At 58.5% G+C, this 25,089-nt stretch carries 21 protein-coding genes; 16 read left to right on the top strand and 5 right to left on the bottom strand.

The window, feature by feature from the left end; all coding sequences use genetic code 11:
- Positions 1–80 precede the first annotated feature (80 nt).
- Positions 81–260 carry a PFL_1563 family small protein gene (locus ACIGHL_RS03745; protein ID WP_045429136.1) on the bottom strand — a complete coding sequence of 60 codons (180 nt, stop codon included), beginning with the start codon at positions 258–260 and terminating at the stop codon, positions 81–83.
- A gap of 378 nt (positions 261–638) precedes the next feature.
- Between ACIGHL_RS03745 and ACIGHL_RS03750 the strand changes: the two genes are divergently transcribed.
- The 14 genes from ACIGHL_RS03750 to ACIGHL_RS03815 all read left to right on the top strand — a co-directional run bounded on the left by ACIGHL_RS03750 (position 639) and on the right by ACIGHL_RS03815 (position 18,231).
- Positions 639–2,981: a glucose/quinate/shikimate family membrane-bound PQQ-dependent dehydrogenase gene (locus tag ACIGHL_RS03750; RefSeq protein ID WP_446697738.1), complete on the top strand. Its 2,343-nt coding sequence runs from the start codon at positions 639–641 to the stop codon at positions 2,979–2,981.
- A gap of 90 nt (positions 2,982–3,071) precedes the next feature.
- Positions 3,072–3,908: a CvfB family protein gene (locus ACIGHL_RS03755; RefSeq protein WP_046162089.1), complete on the top strand. Its 837-nt coding sequence runs from the start codon at positions 3,072–3,074 to the stop codon at positions 3,906–3,908.
- Positions 3,909–4,659: 751 nt separating this feature from the next.
- On the top strand, positions 4,660–5,823 hold the full coding sequence (locus ACIGHL_RS03760) for an outer membrane beta-barrel protein (RefSeq protein WP_446697527.1): 1,164 nt from the start codon (positions 4,660–4,662) through the stop codon (positions 5,821–5,823).
- Positions 5,824–5,865: 42 nt separating this feature from the next.
- The gene (locus ACIGHL_RS03765; RefSeq protein WP_148926573.1) at positions 5,866–6,399 is read left to right on the top strand and encodes a polysaccharide biosynthesis/export family protein; all 534 of its coding nucleotides are present in this window, start codon (positions 5,866–5,868) and stop codon (positions 6,397–6,399) included.
- The gene (locus ACIGHL_RS03770) at positions 6,399–8,600 is read left to right on the top strand and encodes a GumC family protein (protein WP_446697526.1); all 2,202 of its coding nucleotides are present in this window, start codon (positions 6,399–6,401) and stop codon (positions 8,598–8,600) included. Before ACIGHL_RS03765 ends, ACIGHL_RS03770 begins: the two co-directional genes overlap by 1 nt.
- A 156-nt stretch (positions 8,601–8,756) precedes the next feature.
- The gene (locus ACIGHL_RS03775; protein WP_064481846.1) at positions 8,757–10,103 is read left to right on the top strand and encodes a UDP-glucose dehydrogenase family protein; all 1,347 of its coding nucleotides are present in this window, start codon (positions 8,757–8,759) and stop codon (positions 10,101–10,103) included.
- A gap of 14 nt (positions 10,104–10,117) precedes the next feature.
- Positions 10,118–11,506: a lipopolysaccharide biosynthesis protein gene (locus ACIGHL_RS03780; protein WP_446697524.1), complete on the top strand. Its 1,389-nt coding sequence runs from the start codon at positions 10,118–10,120 to the stop codon at positions 11,504–11,506.
- 1 nt (position 11,507) lies between these two features.
- Positions 11,508–12,737, top strand: coding sequence for a glycosyltransferase family 4 protein (locus tag ACIGHL_RS03785; RefSeq protein ID WP_128119517.1), 1,230 nt, complete (start codon positions 11,508–11,510; stop codon positions 12,735–12,737).
- Complete coding sequence (locus ACIGHL_RS03790; protein WP_181689964.1) at positions 12,734–12,907, top strand: hypothetical protein; 174 nt, start codon at positions 12,734–12,736, stop codon at positions 12,905–12,907. The genes ACIGHL_RS03785 and ACIGHL_RS03790 overlap by 4 nt, the downstream gene beginning before the upstream one ends.
- Position 12,908: 1 nt before the next feature.
- A complete protein-coding gene (gene gmd, locus ACIGHL_RS03795) occupies positions 12,909–14,033 on the top strand; it encodes a GDP-mannose 4,6-dehydratase (RefSeq protein WP_128119516.1) in 1,125 nt (374 codons plus the stop codon).
- 2 nt (positions 14,034–14,035) lie between these two features.
- Positions 14,036–15,004 carry a GDP-L-fucose synthase gene (fcl, locus tag ACIGHL_RS03800; RefSeq protein WP_128119515.1) on the top strand — a complete coding sequence of 323 codons (969 nt, stop codon included), beginning with the start codon at positions 14,036–14,038 and terminating at the stop codon, positions 15,002–15,004.
- A gap of 173 nt (positions 15,005–15,177) precedes the next feature.
- Complete coding sequence (locus tag ACIGHL_RS03805; protein WP_241509034.1) at positions 15,178–16,461, top strand: hypothetical protein; 1,284 nt, start codon at positions 15,178–15,180, stop codon at positions 16,459–16,461.
- Positions 16,424–17,188 carry a glycosyltransferase gene (locus ACIGHL_RS03810; protein WP_128119514.1) on the top strand — a complete coding sequence of 255 codons (765 nt, stop codon included), beginning with the start codon at positions 16,424–16,426 and terminating at the stop codon, positions 17,186–17,188. Before ACIGHL_RS03805 ends, ACIGHL_RS03810 begins: the two co-directional genes overlap by 38 nt.
- Positions 17,189–17,250: 62 nt before the next feature.
- Positions 17,251–18,231: a phosphoribosyltransferase family protein gene (locus tag ACIGHL_RS03815; RefSeq protein ID WP_446697523.1), complete on the top strand. Its 981-nt coding sequence runs from the start codon at positions 17,251–17,253 to the stop codon at positions 18,229–18,231.
- 59 nt (positions 18,232–18,290) lie between these two features.
- On the opposite strand, the gene ACIGHL_RS03820 is transcribed toward ACIGHL_RS03815, so the two are convergent.
- Entirely contained in the window at positions 18,291–19,340 is a 1,050-nt protein-coding gene (locus ACIGHL_RS03820; RefSeq protein ID WP_128119513.1) for a glycoside hydrolase family 5 protein, read from the bottom strand.
- A 205-nt stretch (positions 19,341–19,545) separates the two neighbouring features.
- Here ACIGHL_RS03820 and ACIGHL_RS03825 point away from each other — a divergent pair, with 205 nt between their 5' ends.
- Positions 19,546–20,316: a WecB/TagA/CpsF family glycosyltransferase gene (locus tag ACIGHL_RS03825; protein ID WP_064481851.1), complete on the top strand. Its 771-nt coding sequence runs from the start codon at positions 19,546–19,548 to the stop codon at positions 20,314–20,316.
- A 58-nt stretch (positions 20,317–20,374) separates the two neighbouring features.
- Here the strand turns inward: ACIGHL_RS03825 and ACIGHL_RS03830 are convergent, their stop codons facing one another.
- The 3 genes from ACIGHL_RS03830 to ACIGHL_RS03840 all read right to left on the bottom strand — a co-directional run bounded on the left by ACIGHL_RS03830 (position 20,375) and on the right by ACIGHL_RS03840 (position 22,748).
- Complete coding sequence (locus ACIGHL_RS03830; RefSeq protein ID WP_128119512.1) at positions 20,375–21,679, bottom strand: lipopolysaccharide biosynthesis protein; 1,305 nt, start codon at positions 21,677–21,679, stop codon at positions 20,375–20,377.
- Between the two features lie 284 nt (positions 21,680–21,963).
- Positions 21,964–22,536 carry a DUF488 domain-containing protein gene (locus ACIGHL_RS03835; RefSeq protein ID WP_128119511.1) on the bottom strand — a complete coding sequence of 191 codons (573 nt, stop codon included), beginning with the start codon at positions 22,534–22,536 and terminating at the stop codon, positions 21,964–21,966.
- Positions 22,533–22,748, bottom strand: coding sequence for a hypervirulence associated TUDOR domain-containing protein (locus ACIGHL_RS03840; RefSeq protein WP_128119510.1), 216 nt, complete (start codon positions 22,746–22,748; stop codon positions 22,533–22,535). The genes ACIGHL_RS03835 and ACIGHL_RS03840 overlap by 4 nt, the downstream gene beginning before the upstream one ends.
- Positions 22,749–23,266: 518 nt before the next feature.
- On the opposite strand from ACIGHL_RS03840, the gene ACIGHL_RS03845 reads away from it, so the two are divergent.
- Positions 23,267–25,069, top strand: coding sequence for a glycoside hydrolase family 5 protein (locus ACIGHL_RS03845; protein ID WP_128119509.1), 1,803 nt, complete (start codon positions 23,267–23,269; stop codon positions 25,067–25,069).
- The last annotated feature ends 20 nt before the right edge of the window (positions 25,070–25,089 follow it).

Below are 25,089 nucleotides of genomic sequence, written 5' to 3' on the forward strand. Positions count from 1 at the left end.
TCGGAAGGAGAAACCTGGCGAGCCACTGCAAACGGCTAAAAGCAGTGGGGACTCGCTTACTAGGTTAGGTGTTGCGGAGATTACTTCTTGCTGATGGTGATCTGGCGCGAAGGGCCTTGGGTCTGGCCGCTGACCCCGTTCGGGATCTTCTGCACTTCACCGCCGGACTTGAGGAAGGCTGCCATCTGGTTGGCTAGCGATTCGCTGGTTTCACTGGCAGGTTCGGGTTTGCGCTTGGCTGAGGAGGTCTTGGCGGCCATCGTTATCTGTTTCCTATGGTCAGTCGAACCGGACATTATACAGATCTGGCTAATTTTTGTTCGATTTTTTCGCTGGCCTTGATTTTTCTGTGTGCGTTCCTTGCTTCGCACGTGTTTCCGCGGATCGTTGTCGTTGCGCTTAGCCTGGCGGCAGACAGATTAGCGGCAGATGCGATAGCGGGCTTGGGTCGTCGGTAAGAACGCTCAGCGATTTTTCCCCTAAACGGGGGAGCATTCTCGCCCGTATCCGGTCCACTCAAATACGGGGTCTGGCGAAGCGGTCGTTTGCCCCGCCATAAAGTCAGGCAGGGGACGCTCGCGGCAAGTTATTTGTTTCGTCATCTCCAGCCCCCCGGCAATTTGGAAAAGGAGCGGAGAGTGACAGTCGTCATTAGTGCAATCCTGTGCATCATCCTGGGCCTGGCGCTTGCTGTCGGGGGTTGGAAAGTTATCGCGCTCGGCGGTACCTGGTATTTCGCAATCCTCGCAGTCGGCTTTCTGCTCACGGGCGCTTTGCTGTTAGCTCGGCGCCGTGCGGCGCTTTGGGTCTACTCGCTGGTAATGCTTGGCGCGCTGGGTTGGGCAATTCACGAGGTCGGCTTCGACTGGTGGCAATTGGCACCGCGCGCCAGCATTATTGGCCCGCTTGGGCTGTGGTTCCTGACGCCCTGGATTGCCCAGCGACTGGGTTGGCAGCACTTCGGTGCGCGCGCCTGGGGCGGTAGCGCAATCCCGCTGATGATCGCCGTGGCGCTATGGGGCGCGACGGCTCTGCACGCCTTGACCTCCGACAGCAGCGACATCAAAGGCATGCTGCCGCCGCCTTTGGCTGCTGCGCCAGCGGCCGAGGTGAACACCGCTGATAACGTGCCAGCCAGCGATTGGCATGCGTACGGTCGCACCCAGCACGGCACGCGCTACTCACCGCTCGCGCAAATCACGCCAAGCAATGTCGAGCGGTTGGAAAAGGTCTGGCATTACCACACCGGCGATATGCGACGTCCTAGCGATCCCAACGAGACCACCTACGAAGTCACGCCGCTCAAGATCGATGACAGCCTCTTCATCTGCACGCCGCACAACTTCGTGATCGCGTTGGATGCCGAGACCGGGGAAGAGCGTTGGCGCTTCGATCCGGAGGTTCCGGATTCGACCAATCGGCAGCATCTGACGTGTCGCGGGCTTTCCTATCACACCAGCGAGACCCCCGTGGAGGGACAGGCCTGTCAGCAGCGCCTGTTCATGCCCACAGCGGATGCGCGACTGATCGCATTGGACCCGGAGACCGGCAAGGTCTGCGAATCATTTGGCGAAAACGGCGCGGTGAATTTGTGGAAGAACATGCCGAACGTCACGGAGGGTTTCTACTACTCCACCTCGCCACCGGTTGTGGCTAATGACCTGGTTATCGTCGGCGGGGCGGTCAACGACAACGTCTCGACCACCGAGCCATCTGGCGTCATCCGCGCGTATGACGCAACCACTGGCGAACTGAAGTGGAACTGGGACCCGGGCAATCCGGAGCAGACCGCACCTATCGCGCCGGGCGAAACCTACAGCGAGAGCACGCCGAACAGCTGGAGCATTTCCAGCGCTGACGAGGAGCTGGGGCTGGTGTTCGTGCCGATGGGTAATCAGGTTCCGGATCAGTGGGGCGGCAACCGCAGCGAGAACAGTGAGCGATTCTCGTCTTCCATCGTCGCGCTGGATCTGGAAACAGGGCAGCTGCGCTGGGTATTTCAGACCGTGCACCATGATCTCTGGGACATGGATGTGCCGGCGCAGCCAAGTCTTGTCGACATCCAGACCGAGTCGGGCATGGTCCCCGCACTCGTTCAGCCGACCAAACAGGGCGACATCTATGTACTGGATCGCCGCACGGGCGAGCCAGTGCTGCCGGTGCGCGAGGTGCCCGCGCCGCAAGGTGCCGCGAAGGGCGATTATGCTGCGGCTACGCAACCTGTGTCGGCACTGTCGTACGAGCCGCCGAAGCTGCAGGATTCCGATTTGTGGGGTGCGACCTTCATTGATCAGATGATGTGTCACATCCAGTTCAATTCGTTGCGTTACGAAGGGCGTTACACGCCGCCTTCGACCCAGGGTTCGCTGGTCTACCCTGGCAATTTCGGGGTGTTCAACTGGGGTGGGGTAGCTGTCGATCCGGTCCGGCAGATGGTGTTTAGCGCACCGTCCTATTTGGCTTTCACCTCAACGTTGATTCCGCGCGAGAACGATGAGAAGGCTTACGTCTCCGACAGCGAACCGCACCTGAACGAAAACTTCGGCGCGCCGTTTGCGGTGGACCTGAAGCCGTTCGTGTCGCCGATCGGTCTGCCTTGCACTGCGCCGCCATGGGGTTACGTGGCGGGCGCCGACCTGCGCACGGGTAAAACCCATTGGCTGCGCAAGAACGGTACGGTGCGTGACCGGGCACCGGTGCCGCTGCCTTTCGAAATGGGTGTGCCGAGTCTGGGCGGGCCGGTGATCACTGCGGGCGGGGTGGCTTTCCTCTCCAGTACGCTGGATTACTACGTGCGCGCCTATGACGTCACCACCGGTAAGCAGCTTTGGCGGGCACGGTTGCCAGCGGGCGGCCAGGCGACGCCGATGACCTATCAGAGCCGTTCGGGACGCCAGATGGTCGTGGTCGTTGCCGGCGGTCACGGGTCGCTCGGCACCAAGGCCGGGGATTCGGTCATCGCCTACGCACTGCCGCGATAACGGCGTTGCCGCGTGCGCGCCGCAGCGGTGCGCACGCGGCAAGCGGGTGGCCTGCTAGAATCGCCGCCTTCGACCCAGAGGAATCGCTACATGGCCGCAATCGGGCGCTTCAACAGCCTGCAAATCGTCAAGCACACCGGTTTCGGCCTTTATCTGGATGGCGGTCCGGATGGCGAAATCCTGCTGCCCAACCGCTACATTCCGAAAAACACGCCGACGGAGGTCGATGACTGGCTGAACGTCTTCATTTACCTCGACAGTGAAGACAAGCTCATCGCGACCACCGAGAAACCCAAGGTGCAAGTCGGCGAATTCGCTAGCCTCAAGGTCGCCGAGATCAACCGGATCGGGCTGTTTCTCGACTGGGGGCTGCCCAAGGATCTGCTGCTGCCTCACTCTGAAGAAAAGCGGCCGCTCAACGAGGGCGATTATTGTGTCGTTCACGTCTACCTCGACAAGCACACCCGTCGCATCACCGCCACCGCGCGGTTGGACCGTTACCTGGACAAGACGCCCGCGCGCTACAAGGTTGGCGAAGCCGTTGACCTGTTGGTAGTGGAGCCCACCGACCTCGGGCACAAGGCGATCATCAACGGCAAACACTGGGGCCTGATCCACAAGAACGAGGCCTTCAAGTTCCTGCGTGGCGGCATCCGCGAGAAGGGCTACATCAAGGAAGTTCGCGCGGACGGCAAGATCAGCCTGAGCCTTCAGCCGGTGGGCAGCGAGGCGGCTGATGCATTGCAGGCGCTGATTCTGCAGAAGCTGCAGGAAAACCAGGGCAGCCTGCCCGTCAGCGACAAGACCGCCGCAGACGAAATCGCACGCCTGTTCGGGGTCAGCAAGGGCAACTTCAAGAAAGCCATCGGCGGCCTGTACAAGCAGGGGCGCATCGTTATCCATCCTGATCGTATCGAGCTCGCCTGAGCAGGCCGGGCGATCCCGTCGCCCGCCCTTGGCATCGCTGCAGTTAACAGTGTGTCTGTTCGACGCCGGATGGCGGGTCGACGCATCGGCTCGCTTCCCCTGGCGAGAAGGGTTGTAGCGTCTCGCCCATCTGATCGAGGTCGTTGCGGCCCTGTCTCGTCCCATCAAGCGGCAGCTGCTGACCGCTGATCCTCGGCTGCCCTTATTCAGGCTCACGGCACGGAACTGGCTGCCCTCATGCCGGGTCCAGAGTGGGTCCCTGATGTTTCTAGGCGTCTCGGAGCCTAGCGGGAAGGCCGCTCTGGATGCTGACAGGGATGTGTTTGTCTTGCAGGTTCAGAGCTTAACCATCTGTTCTGCTCTGGGTGCCTGTTTGTTTGTCTGGGCCCATCAGCGCTGACCCGCGCCGCACGCACGACGATGCCGCGCTAATAACAAGACCTAAGCCAACGTTACGTTTCGCCATCCTCGATCCAGTGATCGACTGCTGAGCGCGGCTTGCTTGTGGGCGAGTGGTCACCGGATGTTCCGTTACAGGCGCCGTGCCTGGGGCGGTAGCGTGTTTGAAAGGGATGTATCGGGCTGCTGCTAGAGAAAAACGGTTGACGATCGAAAAGAGACCCGCTGATCGAATGTGCAACTGTCGGGGATATTTGCGGTCTGTTGCGTGTCTATGCCTCCTCACAGCAGCCAGGCGACGCGGCCAGAGGGCGGGTATGTACAACAATTTATCTCCGAGAAGGGATTCCATATGAGGAAGATCACGCTTCCATGCTTAACGCTGCTGTGCCTTGCAGCTACCCAGAGTTGGGCGCAGAGCGAGCGAGAGCCCCGTTACATTCAGCTGGGTGGGTTCGAATTCACCCCGACGCTGGTGGTGCGAGAAAGTTATGACGACAACTATCGCGGCCTGTCGGACAACGAACAGGCGTCCTGGGTCACCGGCATTAATCCAACGTTCGTGCTGGGGACAGGTAATCGCAACAGCGAATACGAACTCGAATACTCGTTCAACAGCGACATCTTCCATTCGGATTCCGAAGCCAGCAACACCGACCACCATTTGCGGCTCAGAAGCGCCATGGAATTCACCTCCCGGCATCGCCTGACCTGGGGCCTCGCCTACCACCGCGTGGAAGAGACCGCCGACACCGAGATCAACACCGAAAACGATAAGTACAGCACCGCCGTTGCCCAGGCTGCTTATCGCTTCGGTGCCCGCACGGCTCGCAATCAGCTGGAATTCGGTACGCACTACGAGCAGCGGCGCTACCACAACAGCGGCAACATCAACGCGTCCGAAGAACGCAACAGCCTGATGTTCAACTCAGTCTGGTTCCATCGTCTGGGTTCCAAGACGCGCTCGCTCATTGAGATACGCCATACCGATCACGACTACAAGCTAAGCAGTGCGCTGCGTGACAGCACCAACGTGGCGTTGCTTGGCGGTGCGACCTGGGATGCCGGCGCGAAGACCTCCGGCATGTTCAAGCTTGGCGCCGAGCGCAAGGACTTCGATAGCGATCAGCGTGAAGACTCCACCAGCCCCATGTGGGAAATCGGCGTCACCTATAAACCCCGTAGTTACTCGGCGTTCACGCTCAATTCCCGTCGCGCCTTCGACGAGGGTGACAACGGTGCCAGCACCATTAATGACTGGACGACGCTCGCCACCTGGGATCACGAGTGGACCTCGCGTGTATCGACCGAGCTGCTCTACCGCTTTTCCGATCGCGAGTACAAAGGTATCAATCGAGACGATGAGCGCAGCGGCTACGGTGCCGGCGTGACCTGGTCGCCAGACCGCTGGGCCGACGTGACCCTGTCATATCTCAGAACGGAAAACGACTCCAGCCTGAGCTCGAGGACCTTCGACCGAAACGTTTACTTGCTGAGTTTCGACCTGAGCCTTTGAGGCCGGGTAGGACGTTAACCAGTGCCTAAGGAGGAGCCGACCATGCGCATCCCGAACATTTTCAAATTCTTTTCCGTGCTGCTGTTGCTGGCGCTAAGTGCCGGCGCCAGTGCTGCGCAATACCAGCTGGGCTCGGGGGACGTCATTCGCATCAATGTGCATGGTGAACCGGACCTGACCTTCGAAGAGATTCGTCTGACAGACGCTGGCACTTTCACCTTTCCCTTCATTGGTGAGGTGGACGCCAACGGCAAAACCCCAGGTGAAGTGCGCAACATCTTGGTCGAGAAGCTGAAGGATGGCTATCTGGTCGATCCGCGCGTATCGGTATCGGTCGCCAACTACCGCGAGTTCTACATCGCCGGTGAGGTAAAGCTTCCAGGTGGCTATCCGTTTCAGCCCGGCCTCACGCTTGACCGCGCCATCGCGCTTGCTGGCGGGCTGACCGAGCGTGCCTCGACCAAACGCATGACCATCGTGCGCGGCTCGCAAGGCAGCCGCGCGGAAGAGAAAGCCACCATGAATACCCTGGTTCGCCCTGGCGACACGATCAACATCGATGAAGGATTCTTCTGATGAATAGCCCAGTTCGCCCGGATCGACCATGGCAGCGCCCCGCTGGGCCCGCGGCTGATAGTGATTTCATAGATCTGAAAAAAATCTGGCATGCAATCTGGTCGCGCAAGTGGGGGATCATACTCCTCGTGGCGGTCGTCGCGGTGCTGACCGTTTTCCTGCTGTCGCGCATGACGCCGATCTACAAGGCTGTCGCCACGGTGCTCATCGAGAGCAAGGGCACGCCGGTGTTGTCGTTCCAGCCGGCAGCCGATACCCCGGTTGAGCTCAGCGAGTATCTGCAGACACAGCTCAGCCTGATGCAGAGCCGGGGCGTTGCCGAGCGCGTCGTCCGCGATCTGAATCTGACCGAACACCCCGAGTTCGATCTGCGACAGCAGCCGGGCCCGCTGGTCGATGTTGGCGCTCTGATCGATATGGTCACAGGCGAAGAGCCAGAGCCGATCACCGAAGCGCAGGTCATGGATTACGCCACCCAGCAGTTCATGGAGCGTACGTCAGTGTGGGTCGAGGGCAAGAGTCAGCTGGTTTATCTGTCGGTATCCATGGCGGATAACCTGACCGCCGCACAGGCCACTAACCGGCTGGCGCAGGCCTATATCGAGGCGCAGCTGGAAGCGAAGGTCGACATGTCGATGACGGCTGCCAGCTGGATGAATGAACGCCTGGTTTCGCTGCGTGAGAACCTGCAAGCTTCGGAAGATCGCCTTCAGGCCTATCTCGATGCGGAAGGGCTGGTCGACCTCGATGGTGTAGGCACCATCAGTGCCAACGAGCTGTCGCTTACTGGTGATCGCATGATCGATGCGCGCCGTCAGCGTGCTGAAGCCGAAAGCCAGTACCGCCAGGTCGAGTCCATGCGCAGCCAGGGCTGGGAGCGTCTGGCCAGCGTGCCGGCCGTTCTGGGTCATCCGCTGATCCAGCAATTCAAAGCTGACCAGGCCCATGCCCGTTCGCGTGTCGAAGATCTTTCGCGTCGCTACGGCAACCGCCACCCGGCGATGGTTTCTGCTCGGTCGGACCTCAATGCTGCTACCGCCAGCCTGAAACAGCAGGTCGAGCAGGTCGTCGCCAGCATCGAACGTAACTATCAGCTGGCCGTCGCCAATGAGAACTCCTTGAAGGCCTCCTTCGACGAGAACAAGGGCCGGATTCAGGATATCTCCCGCAAAGAGTTCAAGGTGCGTGACCTGCAGCGTGAGGTCGAAAGCGATCGTGCGCTCTACGACACCTTCATGACCCGCCTGCAGGAAACCACCGCGACCTCGGACCTCAGTTCTACCAATGCTCGGGTAGTCGATGCAGCCATCCCGCCAACCGAGGCCAGCGCGCCGAACAAGAAGCTGATCTTGGTGGTGGCGTTGTTCCTGGCACTGGTGCTGGGTATCGCCCAGGCGATCATCCGCGAAATTCTCGACAACACCTTCAAGAGCTCTGAAGAAGTCGAGTCCAAGCTGGGTCTGCCTGTCATGGGTATCGTCCCGCAGGTGCCGCGCAAGCTGCGCAAGGAAGTCAGCCATCTGTTCGAACGCAGCGGTGACAAGCGCTTCTGCGAAGCGGTACGGACTATCCGCACCAACCTGCTGCTGACCGAGGCAAGCCAGCCTCGTCAGGTGCTGGTGATCACCTCGACCGCACCGGGCGAAGGTAAGAGTTCGGTATCGGCCAACCTCGCATTCGCCATGGGCCAGCTGCATCGCGTGCTGTTGATCGACGCCGACTTGCGTCGCGCGACGCTCGACAAGGCGTTCGATTTCAAGCCGGGCACGCCGGGCCTGGTGAACCTGATCGGTGGCAACGCCAAGCTTGAGGAGTGCATTCACACCGTTGGCAACGTCGACATGATCGCTGCCGGTGCAGTGCCCTCCAATCCGCTGGAGCTGCTGTCTTCACCGCGTTTCGCCAAGCTGCTCGAAGTGGTCAAGGGTCGCTATGACCGCATCATCATCGACTCGCCGCCGAGCCAGGCGGTCAGTGATGCGGCTGTGCTGTCGACGCTCGCCGACGCGGTGATCTATGTCGTCAAGTCCGACAGCACGCTGATACCTCACGTGCAGAAAGGCGTGAGCCAGCTGCAGAACAGCAACGCGCCGGTCACTGGCGTGGTGCTCAACCACGTCGATATCGAGAAAGCCAAGAAGAACGGTCAGTTCCGTGGCTACTACGACCATTACGGATACAGCGAGCCACAAACGGTGTGATCCGGCTCGTTTAATCCTTTACCGGGGCGTGTCCAGCCATGCAATTGGCCCGCCCCGGATTGACTGTCTGCCCAAGCAAGAAAATTGCGCCAACGGCCACCGAAAAGGGTCGCGCCGAGGCACGCCTGTATCAATGTCTGAATCGAGGATCCTGCTATGAATATCACCGTCGTTGGAAGCGGCTACGTCGGGTTGGTTACCGGAGCCTGTATCGCGGAGATGGGTAACACGGTCTACTGCGTCGACGTCGACAAGACCAAGATCGATAACCTGAAGCAGGGCATTCTGCCGATCTACGAGCCGGGCCTCGAAGAGATCGTCACCGAAAACCATCAGTCTGGCCGTTTGCATTTCACCACCTCGCTGTCCGAGGCGGTCGAGCAATCCGAGGTGTTCTTCATCGCGGTAGGCACTCCGCCGGGCGAGGATGGTTCCGCCGATTTGCGCTACGTGCTGGAAGTCGCCAAGCAGATTGGTGACATGTTGACTGGCCCGGCGATCGTGGTGAACAAATCGACCGTCCCGGTGGGCACGGCGGATCTGGTGCGCGCAGCGATCACCGAGCGGCTTGAGGCGCGTGGCGTCGAGATCGAATTTTCAGTCGTCTCGAACCCCGAGTTCCTCAAGGAAGGTGCCGCGGTCAATGACTTCATGCACCCGGACCGCATCGTTATCGGTGCTGACAACGAGCACGCCCGCCAGGTAATGAGCGCGCTCTATGCACCCTTTATCCGCAATCGTCCGCGCACCATGTTCATGGGGATTCGCGACGCGGAGATGACCAAGTACGCCGCTAACGCAATGCTCGCCACCAAGATCTCCTTCATGAACGAGATCGCCAGCCTGTGCGAGCGTCTCGACGTGGACGTCGAAAACGTGCGCCTGGGCATCGGCTCGGACGAGCGCATCGGCTACCACTTTATTTATGCCGGCTGCGGCTATGGCGGCTCCTGCTTCCCGAAAGACGTCAAGGCGCTGATCAACATTGCCCATCAGAACGACTTCGAGCCCAAGCTGCTGCAGGCGGTTGAATCGCGCAACGACCAGCAGAAGCATTCGCTGTTCAACAAGCTGTCCACCCATTTCAAAGGCGACCTGAGCGGCCGCACCTTCGCGGTCTGGGGACTGGCGTTCAAACCTGGTACCGACGACATGCGCGAGGCGCCAAGCGTCGTGCTGATCAACAGCCTGATCAATGCCGGCGCCAAGGTCCGCGCGTTCGATCCGGTCGCCCGCGAAACGGCCCGTCGCGAATTCCCCGAGAGCTGGTTCACCGACGGCCTTTTGCAGATCGTCGAAGGCCAATACGAAGCGGCCATCGATGCTGACGCGCTGTGCCTGGTCACGGAATGGAAGCCGTTCCGCCGTCCTGATTTCCGTGCGCTCAAAAAGCTGTTGAAGACGCCGCTGATCATCGACGGGCGTAACCAGTACGACCGCGAGCAGGTCAAGCGTGAAGGCTTCAGCTATTACGGCATTGGCCGTCAGCCGGTTCACGCCTGAGCGAGGGGCTGCGAGTGAGCGCCATCGATCAGTCCAGCATGCGGCGCGGTTCGTCTCCGGTGAGAGAACGTCTGGCCGCGCTGCTGCACACGAGCATGCGCAGCAAGCTGCTGCGCAATATCTTGACCGTGGTGACCGGCACTGCCGGTGCGCAGGCGATCACCCTGGCCTTCATGCCGGTGATCACGCGCATTTACGGTCCGGAAGCGTACGGGGTTCTCGGCACCTTTCTCAGCGTCACGATGATGTTGATCCCGGTCGCTGCGCTTACCTATCCCATCGCGATCGTGCTGCCCAAGCGCGATGGCGATGCGCGGGGGTTGGTGCGATTGGCGCTGGCGATAGCTTTGTCGCTGGCGACGGTGGTTGCGCTGGCATTGCAGTTCTTTGGCGATCAGCTTGCTCGAACACTCGAGATCGAGATCATCCAGCCGTACCTGATGCTCATCCCGTTCGTGATGTTCTGTGGCGCGGCGCTCGAGATCTGTCAGCAGTGGCTGTTCCGCACCCAGCGCTTCCGTATCACGGCGAGCGTGGCGGTGGGGCACTCGTTGCTGTTCAATTCGATGCGGACCCTGGCCGGTCTGGTGCAGTCGTCTGCGCTGGTGCTGGTCTGCACCACCGCTCTGCAACAAGCGCTGCACGCAGCGATGTTGGGGCTGGCGATGCTACGGGCCAAGCCTCATGCGGACAATCATATAGATGAAGTCGAGCAGGGCCGCCACGGCATGCTCGAACTGGCTCGCAGGCACAGCGACTTCCCAAGGTTTCGCGCGCCGGTGATGTTGATCAATGCCGTGTCGCAGCATTTGCCGACGTTGGTGCTCGCCGCCTACTTTGGCCCGGCGGCTGCCGGTTTCTTCGCTCTGTGCAAGCAGGCGCTGACGATGCCGACCAACTTGATTGGCAAATCAGTAGCCGACGTCTATTACCCACGCATCAGCCGCGCCATCCATGACCGCGAGCCGGTCGCGGCGATGCTGCTGAAGGCAACCGCCGCACTGGGGCTGGTCGGCTTGGTGCCGTTTTCCCTGGTGGCCGTGTTCGGCCCATGGCTGTTTGCACTGGTGTTCGGTGAACAGTGGCATGTGGCGGGCGAATACGCCCGTTGGCTGGCCCTGGCCGAGTACGTGATCTTCGTCTCGCGCCCTTGCGTGGTCGCGGTTCCGGCACTGTCGCTGCAAGCCCGTTTCCTGCTGTTCGAGATCTTTAGCACCAGCTTGCGTGTGCTCTCGCTGTTTGGTGGTGCGCTGTTGATCGGCACCGCGCTGGCCACCGTTCAGGCCTTCGCCGTTGCCAGCATCGTCATCTATTCGTCGCTGATGGTGATCGTGTTGATTGCGTCGCGCAGGTGGTATGCGGCTCAGCAGAACGCGCAGCATCCAGAAGAGAGTTTCGATTGATATGAAAGTATTACATTTGGTCGCTGGCGAATTGACCGGCGGCGCCGCGCGCGGTGCCTACTGGCTGCATCAGGGGTTGCGATCGCTGGGTGTGGATTCCCTCGTCTACACCAATAGCCAGGAAACCCACGGCGACACCTCTGTGGTGTCCGTCAGCCGTAGCAAAAAAGACAAAATCATCAGCATCGCCAGAAGCCAGGCCGACCAAGCGTTCGCCAGCGTCTATCGCAAGCGCCAGTCGGGCATGTTCAGCGCAGGCGTCATGGGCGCCGATTTCACTCACAGCGCCGAGTGTCGCGAGGCGGACGTGGTGCATTTGCACTGGGTCAATGGTGGCTTCGTCGACATGAAGCATCTCGCCAAACTGCGTAAGCCTATTGTCTGGACCATGCGTGACATGTGGCCAATGACCGGCGGCTGCCATTACGCCATGGGCTGCGAAAAATTCACCACGGGCTGCGGCAGTTGCGATCAGCTGGGTAGCCAATCCGACAAAGACCTGTCGCGCTTCGTACTCAACCGCAAGCGCAAGTACCTGCCCGCATCGATGAAGATGATTGGCATCAGCGACTGGGTGTCCGAACAGGCCAGGCAGAGCCTGCTGTTCCGCGACTTCGATGTGCGCACCATCCACAACAATGTGGATGCCAGCGAGTTCTTCCCGCTGGACAAGGCCCTTGCCCGGCAATTGCTGGGACTGACCACCGAGAAAAAGATCATCCTCACCGGCTGCACCAGCGCCAAAGACACCTACAAGGGCTTCGGCAAGTACCTGGAGATGCTGACGCACCTGGATCCGGCCAAGTACCACCTGTGTTTTTTCGGCAAGTTGGACCAGTCCATTGCCGACGCCTTGGGCTTCGACTACACCTCGTTCGGCTACCTGCACGACAGCATCTCGCTGCGCCTGCTGTATTCCGCCGCGGACGTGTTCATCGCACCGAGCCTGATGGAAGCATTCGGCAAAACCTTGGCCGAAGCCATGGGCTGCGGAACGCCCGTGGTGTGCTTCGACGCCACCGGCCCCAAAGACATCGTGACCCACAAGCAAGACGGCTATAAGGCCGCGCCCTTCGAAGCCCAGGGTTTAGCCGAAGGCGTCGAGTGGGTCACCGGCGAGGCGGACTATCAGCAGCTCGCGCTCAATGCGCGGGACAAGATCACCAGCACCTTTGACAGTCCTGTAATTGCCCGCCAATACCAGGCGCTGTACGAGGAAATGCTCGCATGAACGGTCCGTTCGTCCGCGCCGGGCAGGGCGGTAACGCCCCGTTAACGTCAACGGCCAACTATCGACTCAATCAGCTGCAAGGCGGGGCGGAGCGCTCGGTCGCCTCTGCGCTGTCTGCCCAGCATCAACTCAATACCCCTCTCGTCATCTGGAACCTACAGGTACTCTGAAATGGAAAAGAAACGCGCGCTGATCACCGGAATTACTGGCCAGGACGGTTCCTATCTCGCTGAGTTTCTGCTGGAAAAGGGCTACGAGGTACATGGCATCAAACGCCGTGCGTCGTCGTTCAATACGCAGCGGGTCGACCACATCTATCAGGACCGTCACGTTGAAGACCAGAACTTCGTGCTGCACTACGGCGACCTGACCGATTCGTCGAACCTGACCCGCATCATCCAAGAAGTCCAGCCGGACGAGGTCTACAACCTCGGCGCGCAGTCCCACGTCGCGGTCAGCTTCGAGTCGCCTGAATACACCGCCGATGTCGATGGGATGGGCGCCTTGCGCATCCTTGAAGCCATTCGCCTGCTGGGCCTGGAAAAGAAGACACGCTTCTACCAGGCCTCGACTTCCGAACTCTATGGCCTGGTCCAGGAAATTCCGCAGAAGGAAACCACGCCGTTCTACCCGCGTTCTCCTTATGCGGTGGCCAAGCTCTATGCCTACTGGATCACCGTGAACTACCGCGAAGCCTACGGTATGTACGCCTGCAACGGGATTCTCTTCAACCACGAGTCGCCACGCCGTGGCGAGACCTTCGTGACGCGCAAGATCACCCGGGGCCTGGCGAACATCGCCCAGGGGCTCGAGACGTGCCTGCACATGGGCAACCTCGATGCGCTACGCGATTGGGGACATGCCAAAGACTACGTGCGCATGCAGTGGATGATGCTGCAGCAGGATCAGGCCGAAGACTTCGTCATCGCGACCGGCGTGCAGTACTCGGTGCGTGAGTTCATCAAGTGGTCAGCTGCCGAGCTGGGCGTTGAGCTGCGCTTCGAAGGAAGCGGCATCGAAGAACGCGCCATCGTTGCCGGTATCGAAGGGGACAAGGCGCCGGCACTGAAGGTCGGTGATGTTGTTGTCCGTATCGATCCGCGCTACTTCCGTCCCGCGGAAGTGGAAACCCTGCTCGGCGACCCGAGCAATGCCAAGAACAAGCTGGGCTGGACGCCTGAGATCAGTGTGCAGGAAATGTGCGCCGAAATGGTTCGTGAGGACCTCAAGGTCGCCCAGCGCCATGCCCTGCTCAAAGAGCACGGTTTCGAAGTTCCAGTGAGTGTGGAGAACTGAATATGAATCGTGACGCACGTATTTTCGTTGCGGGACATCGTGGCATGGTGGGTTCTGCGATTGTCCGCCGCTTGCAAGCGCTGGGATACACCAACCTCATCACGCGCGGTCGTGAAGAGCTGGATCTGGTCGATCAGGCGGCAGTCAATGCCTTCTTTGCTGAAAACAAAATCGATCAGGTGTACATGGCCTCGGCCAAGGTCGGCGGTATCCACGCCAACAACACCTATCCGGCCGAGTTCATCTATCAGAACCTGATGGTCGAGGCGAACATCATCCACGCGGCGCACGTCAACGATGTGAACAAGCTGTTGTTCCTTGGCTCGTCCTGCATCTATCCAAAGCATGCCGAGCAGCCGATGAAAGAAGAGGCGCTGGTGACCGGCGTGCTGGAACCGACCAATGAGCCTTACGCGGTTGCGAAAATCGCCGGCATCAAGCTCTGTGAAAGCTACAACCGCCAGTATGGGCGGGACTATCGCAGCGTCATGCCGACCAATCTCTACGGTCCCAACGACAACTTCCATCCGGAAAACAGCCACGTGGTGCCAGCGCTGCTCAAGCGCTTTCACGAAGCGACCCAGCATGGCGACAACGAAGTGGTGATCTGGGGCAGTGGCAAGCCTCAGCGTGAATTTCTCCATGTCGACGACATGGCCGCCGCCAGCGTGCACGTGATGGAACTGGACGACGAAACCTATCAGGCCCACACCCAGCCGATGCTTTCGCACATCAACGTCGGTACTGGCGTGGACTGCAGCATCCGCGAACTGGCGGAAACCATTGCGCGGGTCACCGAATACCAGGGTGAGTTGAAGTTCGACAGCAGCAAGCCGGATGGCACGCCGCGCAAGCTGATGGATGTCTCGCGCCTCAAGGCGCTGGGCTGGCAGTCGAGCATCAGTCTGGAAGACGGTCTGCGCGACGCCTATCGCTGGTTCGTCGAAAACCAGCACCAGGCGCGTCACTGACCGAAAAGAGCAGCCGCCAGGGATGCATCTTGCAGCAGCGGACCTTTCGTCCGCTGCTGTTGTCCATCCATGGCGCACGTTTTCCTCGCCGCAGTGGGCCGCCTCATCCAAGTCATCAGGATGGGCTGCTCGGTTCTATGTTTCGCCCGTCAATCGGATACTGGAGAGAGCGCTTGTTAAGGAAAGTTCTGGCGTACAAGAATCTGTTGTTCATCCTGTTACTGCTGAACTCGACCTGCTTCTTCCTGACGGATGACAAACGGGCCGGGATCGCGTACTTCCAAGAGCTGTTCCTGCTGCTGGTGATTGCGGCAACGGCCTGTCTGTTCGTGGCGTGGAAATGGGTCTATCAGTCCAAGACGAGCCTGTGGATCATTTTCATGGGCTGCCTGTTACCGGTGATTTCGGCGGTACTCGCCAACCTGAACTTCGGTCAGCCGCTGGCGTATGGCTTGCTGGAAGAACGTCGTTTCTTCCAGTACCTGGTGTTCTTTCCGACGCTGTTCTTGTTGATCAAAGCATCTCCCACCCAGGAAGAGCTGGCGAAGTACTTTCTCTATGTCGCACTGTTTTGCGCGACGCTGGGCTTTGCCTACTACTTAGGGATCATTCCCCAGAACCAGATCGCCGCGTTCACCGTCGATGACTGGACGCAGTATGAAGACCTGCTGCGCCCGAATCGTTTTCGTATCGGCTCGCCGTTCGTGACCGTTGCCGTGTTCATGGTGATGTACAGCATGAAGGACCGCGTCACTCTTGGGCGGCTGGCCATTCTTCTCTATTTCGTCGCCTACCTTTGGTTGGTCATGCAAACACGCCAGACCATGCTCGTCTGGGCGCTGGCCGGGGTATGGATTTTCCGCAAGCGTATCGACTCGTTAATGAAGCTGAGTGCGCTGGGTGTGATGGTTCTGGTGGTGTCGTATCTGCTGGTTCCGGAGTTTTATCACGAGCAGTTCGCGCGCTTCGATGCCTTGCTGTTCGATGCGACATCCGGGCCTGGGGTGCGTGACACAACTGTTTCGGTGATTCTCGACGCCATCAGCGCGAACAATTATTTCGGTATGGGCGCGCTGTCCCTGCAATGGAATGGCGGGTTCTCGAGGATCTATAACTCGCACTTCTATCTGGCGGATGTCGGAATATTCGGCGTCTATCACCGCTACGGTTTCCTGACGCCAGTCGTAGTCCTGTTGTTCTATGGCGGCTTCATCTGGGTCATGCGCCAGTGTTCGGACAAGGGCAACCTTCTTGCCGCATTACAGCTTTCGTTCGTGGTGAGCATGCTGAATATCACGCTGTCCAACGCGCTGACGTTCTCGGGCGACGTGTATGGAATGGCGGCTGCGTTCTTCCTCTATTACGCCAAGTTGCAGATGGCGGATGCTCCTCTCAATGCAAATCTAGAACAGGTGAATTATGGTCAGTTTCAGTATCGTAACTATAAACTGGAATAATTTTGATGGCCTGAAGGAAACCTATCGGAGCCTGGCCAGCCAGACTCACCGGAACTTTCGCTGGATCGTAATTGACGGTGCGTCAAAAGATGGCAGTGGTGAGTGGTTAAGAAGCCTGGATGACAGTCAGGCAGAAATAACGATAGAGCCGGACAAAGGCATCTACGATGCAATGGAAAAAGGGCGCCAAAGAGCCGTTGAGACCCCCGGCTATACCCTGTTTCTAAACAGTGGCGATTCCTTTGCTGATCCGAATGTACTTGAGCGGATCAATGAAGAATTAACGAATGCCATCGTCGAACCAAAATTCATTTACGGCGATTTTTATCGCAAAGAAGCTAGCGGCGAGTTGAAGCGTACCGCCGCTCGGCCCATTGAGCGCGCACCGCTTGGTTTGCCGGCTAGCCATCAAACGATGTACTTCGAGAACGGGCGGCTGCAGCGGTTCAAGTTCCGGTTGGATTACAAGTTGTCGGCCGATTACTGCTTGCTGCTCGAGTTTCTCCAAGGGCTGGACCTGCAGGCTGAAGTTCTTCAGTTGCCTTTCCCGCTGTGCATTTTTGATACAACCGGTGTTTCACATAAACGACGCTTCGAGGCGATTCGTGAAGACATGGATATCAGGCAGCGCTTTCTGAATTTTTCCAAACCTAATGCGTTAGCGCTCTATGCGCTGCATTACGTGCATACGCACTCCAAGCAATTGCGCGCCTCGTTGGGGCGCTGAGCAACAGGTAACCGACCTAAGAAAATGGACTGTCAAAAGAACAGGGTGCAGGAGAGAGTTCGATGAATTACCGAAGCCTGAATGATCTGTCGCGGCTGAGTACAGAATGTGCCGGCAAAATTCCCAACGATGTCGATCTGGTTGTCGGCATACCAAGAAGTGGGATGTTGGTCGCCAGCATCATTGCGCTGAAACAGAATCTTCCGTTGACGGATCTCTACTCATTCCTGCGCAACGACGACCTGAAGAAGGGCAGTACCCGCACCTACAAGCATGCTGAACTGGTCAAACCAAGGGAGGCGAAAAAGATTCTGCTGGTCGACGACAGTATTTCATCGGCTAAGTCCATGCGTGCCGCGGAAGAACAGGTTCGTGCGAGCTATGACGGCCAGGTGGTGACCATGGCGGTATTTGCCGAGAAACATAATCGGCACCATGTCGACTTTCACCTCGAGCTCGTCGAACAGCCTCGGGTCTTCGAATGGAACGTTATGCACCATCCTTACCTGGCGCAAGCGTGCCTGGATATCGACGGTGTGCTCTGTATCGACCCGACCAACGAAGAGAACGATGACGGCCCGAACTATCGGGAATTTCTCAGCTGCACGCGCCCTTTATTCATTCCCTCGGTCAAGGTCGCGCACTTGGTGACCAGCCGGCTGGAGAAGTATCGCGCCGAAACGGAAGAATGGCTGGAACGCAACGGCGTGCAGTACGGAACGCTGCACATGCTGGATCTGCCCACCGCCGAAGAACGCCGGCGCTTGAACATCCATCACAAGTTCAAGGCGGAGGTGTATGCCAAGCAACCGCTGACACGATTGTTCGTCGAAAGCGAAGTTAGGCAGGCCGTCGAGATCATGAAGCTCAGCCGCAAGCCGGTCTACTGCATCGAGACCAATGAGATGTATGTGCCTGGGCAGGTCTACAACCTCAAGGCCAATACGCTGCGGAAAACTCACAGTCTCAAAGCGAAACTGATTGGGAAGGCCAAGTCGATATTGAGCAGGTGGGCGCCCGTAGCGCCATCATCGAAGAGTTGAAGGCGAGGTTGGTTGTGTATCCAAAGTGAGCAACCAACCTGCCGTCCGCATGAATACAGTCAGTGGTTAGGTCCGATGCGAGTGCATTCGCCCTGGCCGACGTATTTGCTGAGTACATCCCACTGAGGGCGGTCTCGGCCGTCCTTGGTGGGTTCGACGGATAGTTTGTATTTGCCCCAGGAAGAGCCCGCCGCCCAGTAGGTAATCGGGATGCAGTGCTCCTGCAGATAAGCCAACAAGTTATCCATGGCTTCGAGGTAGCGAGGTTCATCGGCGGGAATGCCGAACTCGCCAATATGGCCTTGTTTGTCGTGCTCGATCAGCCAGTCGATAAAGGGTTTGACGCGCTTGACGCCTAGCATGGTGTCGAAGTTTTTCTCCAGCGGCTCCTTGTAATGTCCGCTGCCATGTTTATCGATGTACAGGTGAGCTGAAAATATCAACTTGTCGGAGGGGTCATTCAGTTGCAACAACGGATCATTGAATTTCGGCCAGCGATAACTGCTGGACCAGAAGTTGCCCTCGATAAGCAGGGGCCGCTTCTGGTCATGTTTTCTGATGGCGTCGATACCGGCCTGAGCGGCAGCCGGCCAGTATTCATCGGCGCCATGTGGCTCGTTCATGATGTCGTAGGCATAAAGGCCTTTTTCATCTTTCCAACGCTTGGCCACACGTTCGAGCAGATCGGCATATGCCGATATCGGCACGGCCTCAGTGCCGATTATCTGCTTGCGATAACGGGCATAGTTATGAATATCGAGGATGACGCGCATGTCGTATTGAGCGGCCTGTTGCAGTGTCTGGTCGATCAGTTCCGCATAGTCCTCGTCAAGTTCGGCATTCAATGCTGGTTGCAGGCGCTCCCACATAATGGGGAAGCGGATGGTCTCGATACCCTTGGCTTTCCACTGGGCAAGGTAGCCGGGCGCAGGGAAGAAATAATTTGTTTTATATTTTCCGGGGATGACATTACCGGAAAATGCGGCTCCGCCAATATTCAATCCAACCAGATCGATATTTTCTGCGTAGCTAGCGGCACTCGAGAGGGCAAGCGTGAGTCCGAGGAGTATTCCTTTTGACCGGTCCGAAGCGCTGCGTATCCTTAACATCTCACTACCTCATTCTGCTCTTTGGGACGATACCGCGGCTGCGGCTGCTTCGTTTGTCCGGTGACGGCAGGCATTGTTCATTTTTGACAGGCGAATCTTTCCGCCTGGCGGCGCACGACCACCAAGATTGCTGTCGGACGCCAACAACTTTTTTCACGGGTTACAAACAGAGAATCTATTTATGAAAAATCCCCTCACCAAAAGGATGGATCCTTTGATAGGGAAGCTGAAACTACTGGAAGAAGCCGATACAGGTCCTTTCATCTCTGAACTGAAAAAGCGTGACTCACCGACGATTCTTGGCTTTCTCAATCAGCACGGCTACAACATTGCGCAGCGTCAGCCGGCGGTGTTGGATAGCTTTCTGCAGGTCAACTACCTCCTGCGCGACGGGATAGGCATCAAGATGGCCTGCTCATTCAATGGGCGGGATCCCAAGGCCAACCTCAATGGGTCAGACTTCATTCCTGAGCTGATCGAGGATCTGGTAGGCGAGTCCAAAGACCGCTACGAGCTGTTTGCCATGGGCACCCGTGAACCCTGGCTCAGCGAGGGTGCGCGCAACCTGTTCGGAAACAGGCATTTCCATGCCATCGATGGCTTCAAGGCGCCCGAGGATTATCTGGCGTTCTACCAGAAGCACCACGTGCCTGGTCGCTATCCAATCATCGTGCTGGCCATGGGTATGCCCAAGCAGGAGCGCGTTGCGCTGCACCTGCAGAAGGCCATGGATACCCGTGCGCTGCTGATTTGCGGCGGCGCCATTCTGGACTTTTCGGCGCAACGTTTCCCCCGTGCACCCATTGTCTTTCGTCGCCTGGGGTTGGAGTGGGCATTCCGCATGCTCATCGAGCCGCGCCGGCTGTTCAAGCGTTATGCCATCGGTATTCCCGTCTTCTTCTATTACCTGTCGCGTAACGCACTCTCCAGTGCTCGCCGTGTAGGTGACTGGAACGCGCTAAAGCGCGAGCCCTGAGCCATCTCCGATGTCTGTCGCATGGCCATGGAGGGTCACGGCAGAAAGGCGGTGATGACTATCGTGGAATCACGCGTAACGACATCAGCAGGCTGAACAGGTAATGCGCCGAGAGCGTGATGGCGTAAACCAGCAAAACCGAAGTAATCGGCAGCTCAAGCAGGTAACCGCTGGCGAAGCAGGCGAGGGTGAGCACAGCCCGTTGTATGTTCAATGCCAACAGCAGCCGCTGCCCCTGGAAGACCGAAAGCAGATGCGAAGCTGGCGCATGCATGAATTGGAACAACAGATAAATCGCCAATAACGACGCCATTTCGCCCGCCATCGTCCATTCAGTGCCAAACGCCAACGCAAATATTCGCTCACCGAAGAGCAGCAGTAGTAGCGTCGGCGCGAGCGCGAGGGCCAGCAACCGCTTGATCACCGAATAGGTCAGCGTACGAATTTCCGTGGGGCGCTTACGCCCAATAGTGGCGATTTCAGCGTAATAGGCCTTGCTGGTCGAATGCCCGAGCAGATTCATCGGTAAAGCCAGCGTCATCATGGCCAGCCCGAGTTGGCCCGTCGTCCGCGGGTCGTAGAGCGCGGCGGTTAGCAGCAAAGGCGCCTGGCTGGAGAATATCTGCAGCAACTGTGAAGGCAGGCGGTAGATAGGAAAGCTTCGGTAATGCCGCATTAGCCGCCAGGCCCGTAACAATGTGACGTGGCGCCAGTAGCGCTTCACATCAGCATCGAACAACCGCATCAGCCTGATTGTTCCCGCGCCAGCCCCCAACACCTGGCCAGCCAGTAGTCCGACCGGCTTTAGTCCCAGCAATCCCAGCGCCACCTTGGCAATCGAACCCACAACGCTCTGCTGCAGCTGGGTGCGTGCGATGGCCGGATAGGCGCGTCGGCGTACGGCCCAGATCAACAGCACCTCATAGATACCAGCGCTCGTCAATGCGACCCCTAGCATCCAGCGATACGGCATCAGCGCTTCCATTGAGACCAGGGTCAGCAAAGCGGGGCCGGCGAGCCACAACAGGACGCTCACCGTTACTGTTGCCACGGTTACGAAGATCGCGGACAGAACCATCAGCGTCATCGCAGTGCCGTCCCTGCTAGGCAGCGGAACCGCGAGCTCATAGCGCAGCGTCATCATCGGGGCAAGAATCAGCAGCAGCGCGGTAAAGACCGACAGGACAGCGAAATGCTCGGGGCTGTAGATGCGAGTGAGGAGCGGGATAGATGCGAGGCCAACAATCCGGGCCAAGCCGTTGCCGACGGCCAGCGTCGCCATGCCCTTGAACACCTTGGCGGAGGCGTTTCCGGCCAGTTGTTGTCGGGCTGCGAGCAGTTTGCCCATAAGGAGGCTATTCACTCGAACTCCCTTCCCGGTGGGCGAGCCGCCTGTGCGACACGCGTGGTTCCCAGCGGAGCACCATTCTTAGAGTGGGTTATGCCGCACGATGCTTGAAGTGCATCTGGCAATAAGAAGCTGCTCCCCTGAAAAAGTTTCTGCGGCGGGTAGGCAGTTTTGTCGCATGGACGGTATCGACGCCTTCTGATCAGCGCCGAAGGTCTTTTCGCTTGGGGAGCTGACAGATGCGGTCGGAGCATCTGCAGGCACGCCACGACCTGGTTGCTCTTGCGATGGAATCGGCGCTAGCCAATGCCTGGCCCGGATGTCTTAAGCGGCTGCCCGATGCCCTCGTCATAAACCAACTCACCGTGGTTGAGTCTTGCTGGCGAGGTATAGGGGTGCCGTGTCAGACGTTGTTCGTCCTGGATATGCAGCACTTCGACGCCGCGCAACTTCAGAACATCCGACACCATGGAGCGGTGGCATCGCCACCAGAGCACTTCGGCACACATGATCGCGGTGGGTTTCTCGGCTGCCAAGCGCAAGAGCTGTTGTATCCCGCAGGCGAACTCGTCGGTGTGCAGGTGTTCGGCGTAGCCACGAAAGGAGCTATTGCGCCATGCGCTCGCGCTCGGTCCCGGCGTGGCCCGCCGCCGGCCCCCCAGCGCTTCGATCCACTCATAGGCGATCCCATGCTCGGCGAGCGAGGCTTCGAGGGTTGCCGACATGAATTGCGGTAACCGCCTTGAGCCCGGAAAACGCCGCACATCGGCGATGGCCCGGATGCCGTAGTGCTCCAGTAAGGCGATGAAGGTCTCGGTTGTTCGGGTGGAATGGCCGACGGTCCAGATCTGCTGGGGCTGAACCGGGCTCATTTAATCCGACTCAGCGCGCCGCCCTTGTGCATTGCAACGTGATCGGTCTTGTCGCTTTCGATCTCGTATTGAGGTTCTTCAGGGCTGGCGTGTCGCGTGTGGCCTTTGTAGTCGGTGTCTCGGGTATGCACTTTGACGATGCGCCCCGTGACGTGCCCGGCTTCAGAATTCCAGCGTACGTGGTCACCCTTTTCGAATCGTTCTTGCGACATAGATCGTTTCTCCATCTTCGATTTCGCCATAGCCACGCCTTCTTTCATGAGTGGAAGCGATGCTTCCTCCTCTATCAGCGACCGGAAATCAGGCTTCCTTACGCCTACCGTTTGTCGGGTTAATTAATAGGCCTGTGCTTAGCGATCGCTCTAGGAATTCAAAAAAATGACGCTGTAGCTGGCGTAACCGCAACGGGCTAAAGCGGATTAAACCCTATTTGCAGTGATGGCACTAAGCCATGAAATAATAGCGGATTAATGGCCGGTCAAAATTGTGACGTAGGGTTGACGATCTAAAGCCGTCAAATAAATTTTGAATCGTTTTGGAAACCTATTATAAAGACGCCACGCAACGGATTGCCGGGTTCCACTACTGGTGATCCGGTGTCGTTGCAACGCGGTTCGTCCGGTTGCGCAAGTGATGCATCTGCCCCAAGCGCCTGTACGACTTAATTACAACTCCCGCCACTTTTTTAAAGGCTCCGGCCTTTAGAAGTATTAAGTTTCGGAGAGACTAGATGTCTACCAATGTATTTATGGGCGCCCCTAAGGCACTCGTTCGTTCTATCGCGCTCGCTGCAGTATTCAGTGCTGTTACCTTTACAGGCGAAGTGGCTGCTGCCGTCACAGCAAGTACCTCTTCCTCGACCGCTTTCACGTCTTCGATCAACAAGTTCACCAGTAACGATTTCCTTAACGGCGTTTGGCGCCGCACCGCCGCGTTGTCAGTACCGGCCACTTCGGCTTCCATCGCTGCATTCAAGCCGGGCGTTCAGATCAAGTTCGCTGACGGCCAGGTGCGCAAGATTTCCAAGGTCTTCAAGGTTGGAAGCAATCTAAGCATCTACGTACATGGTGGTCTGTTGGATGGCGGTAAAGTCGGCGCCCCGCGCACCGTCAGCACCGTGGTTGCGACTGCAGCCCCTAGCGCGCCAGCTGCCCCGGCTCCGGTTGTAACCGCCCCCAGTGCACCTAGCAGCACTTACACCGCTTCGATGAACAGCTTCACCAACTCCGATTGGGAGAACGGCATCTATCGCAAGTCCGCCGGCTTCTCGATCCCGGACACCGGGGCAAACAAGGCCGCGTTCGCGGTCGGTTCATCGGTCAAGTTGGCCGATGGCCAGGTGCGTACGGTCGCTGCGGTCTATGACGTAGGCGCGCATCTCTCTGTCATGCTTAAAGGCACTGCGCTGTCCGCCAGCGCTGTCGGTTATCCCAAGACCATCAGTGTTGTATCCAGCAGCACCGGCACAACTACGCCGCCAGCGGCCGTTGCGCCTGCTCCAGCGCCGACCCCGGCACCAGCCCCGACTCCAGCACCTGCTCCGGCCCCGGTAGTCAGTGATGGCAGCGGTATTAATCTTGTGGGTGTCAACTTCGGTTCGGGTGTGTTCGATCCGGGCACTGTTCCGGGTATCTACAATAAGGGCTATACCTACGCGGACGAGTCCTACTACAAGCGTCACGCCGGGCTCGGCTTCAAGCTGGTTCGCCTGGGCTTCCTCTGGGAGCGTATCCAGCCCAAGCTGGGTACCGAACTGGACGCAGCTGAACTGGGTCGCATCAAGCAGTCCTTGGATTACGCACAGAAGTACGGCATCAAGGTCGTCCTTGATATGCACAACTACTATCGCTACTACGGCAAGGTAATTAACTCGCCGGAAGTGCCACGCGCCCAGTTCGCCGAGACCTGGCGCAAGATTGCGGTAGCGGTGTCCAAGCATCCTGCGCTGTATGGCTACGGTCTGATGAACGAGCCTTACAACACTGGTAACAACCTCTGGCCGCAGACGGCTCAGGCTGCTGGACAGGCGATCCGCAAGATCGATCCGTCCAAGTGGATCATGATCGCCGGTGACCGTTACTCCAGCGCCTTCCACTGGCAGAAGTACAACACCTCGTTGATCAATGATCCGTGGATGCGTGATCCGAAGAACAACCTGGTGTACGAAGCGCACCAGTACCTGGACTTCGACTACTCGGGTACCTACACCAAGCGTGCTGAAACCTTTGCTCCGATGCTGGGTGTCGAGCGGGTCAAGCCTTGGGTCGAGTGGCTTAAGGCGAACAAGCTGCGCGGGTTCCTTGGTGAGCACGGCATTCCGGACTTCTCTCCATCTGCTGTGGTCGCGACTGACAACCTGCTGGCTTACCTGAACGCGAACTGCATCCCGAGCACGTACTGGGCTGCCGGTCCTCGCTGGGGTGAGAACATCATGGCGCTGGACGTGTCGAGCGGTAAGCATCGTCCTCAGCTGGCTCCGCTGCAAAAGCATGCCGCTGCCAAGAAGACATGCTCCACCATCGGTCCGCTGTAACAGCGGCTGATTTAAAGAAC

It is taken from the genome of Pseudomonas sp. NPDC077451 (assembly GCF_044543345.1).
Taxonomy (GTDB): Bacteria; Pseudomonadota; Gammaproteobacteria; order Pseudomonadales; family Pseudomonadaceae; genus Stutzerimonas.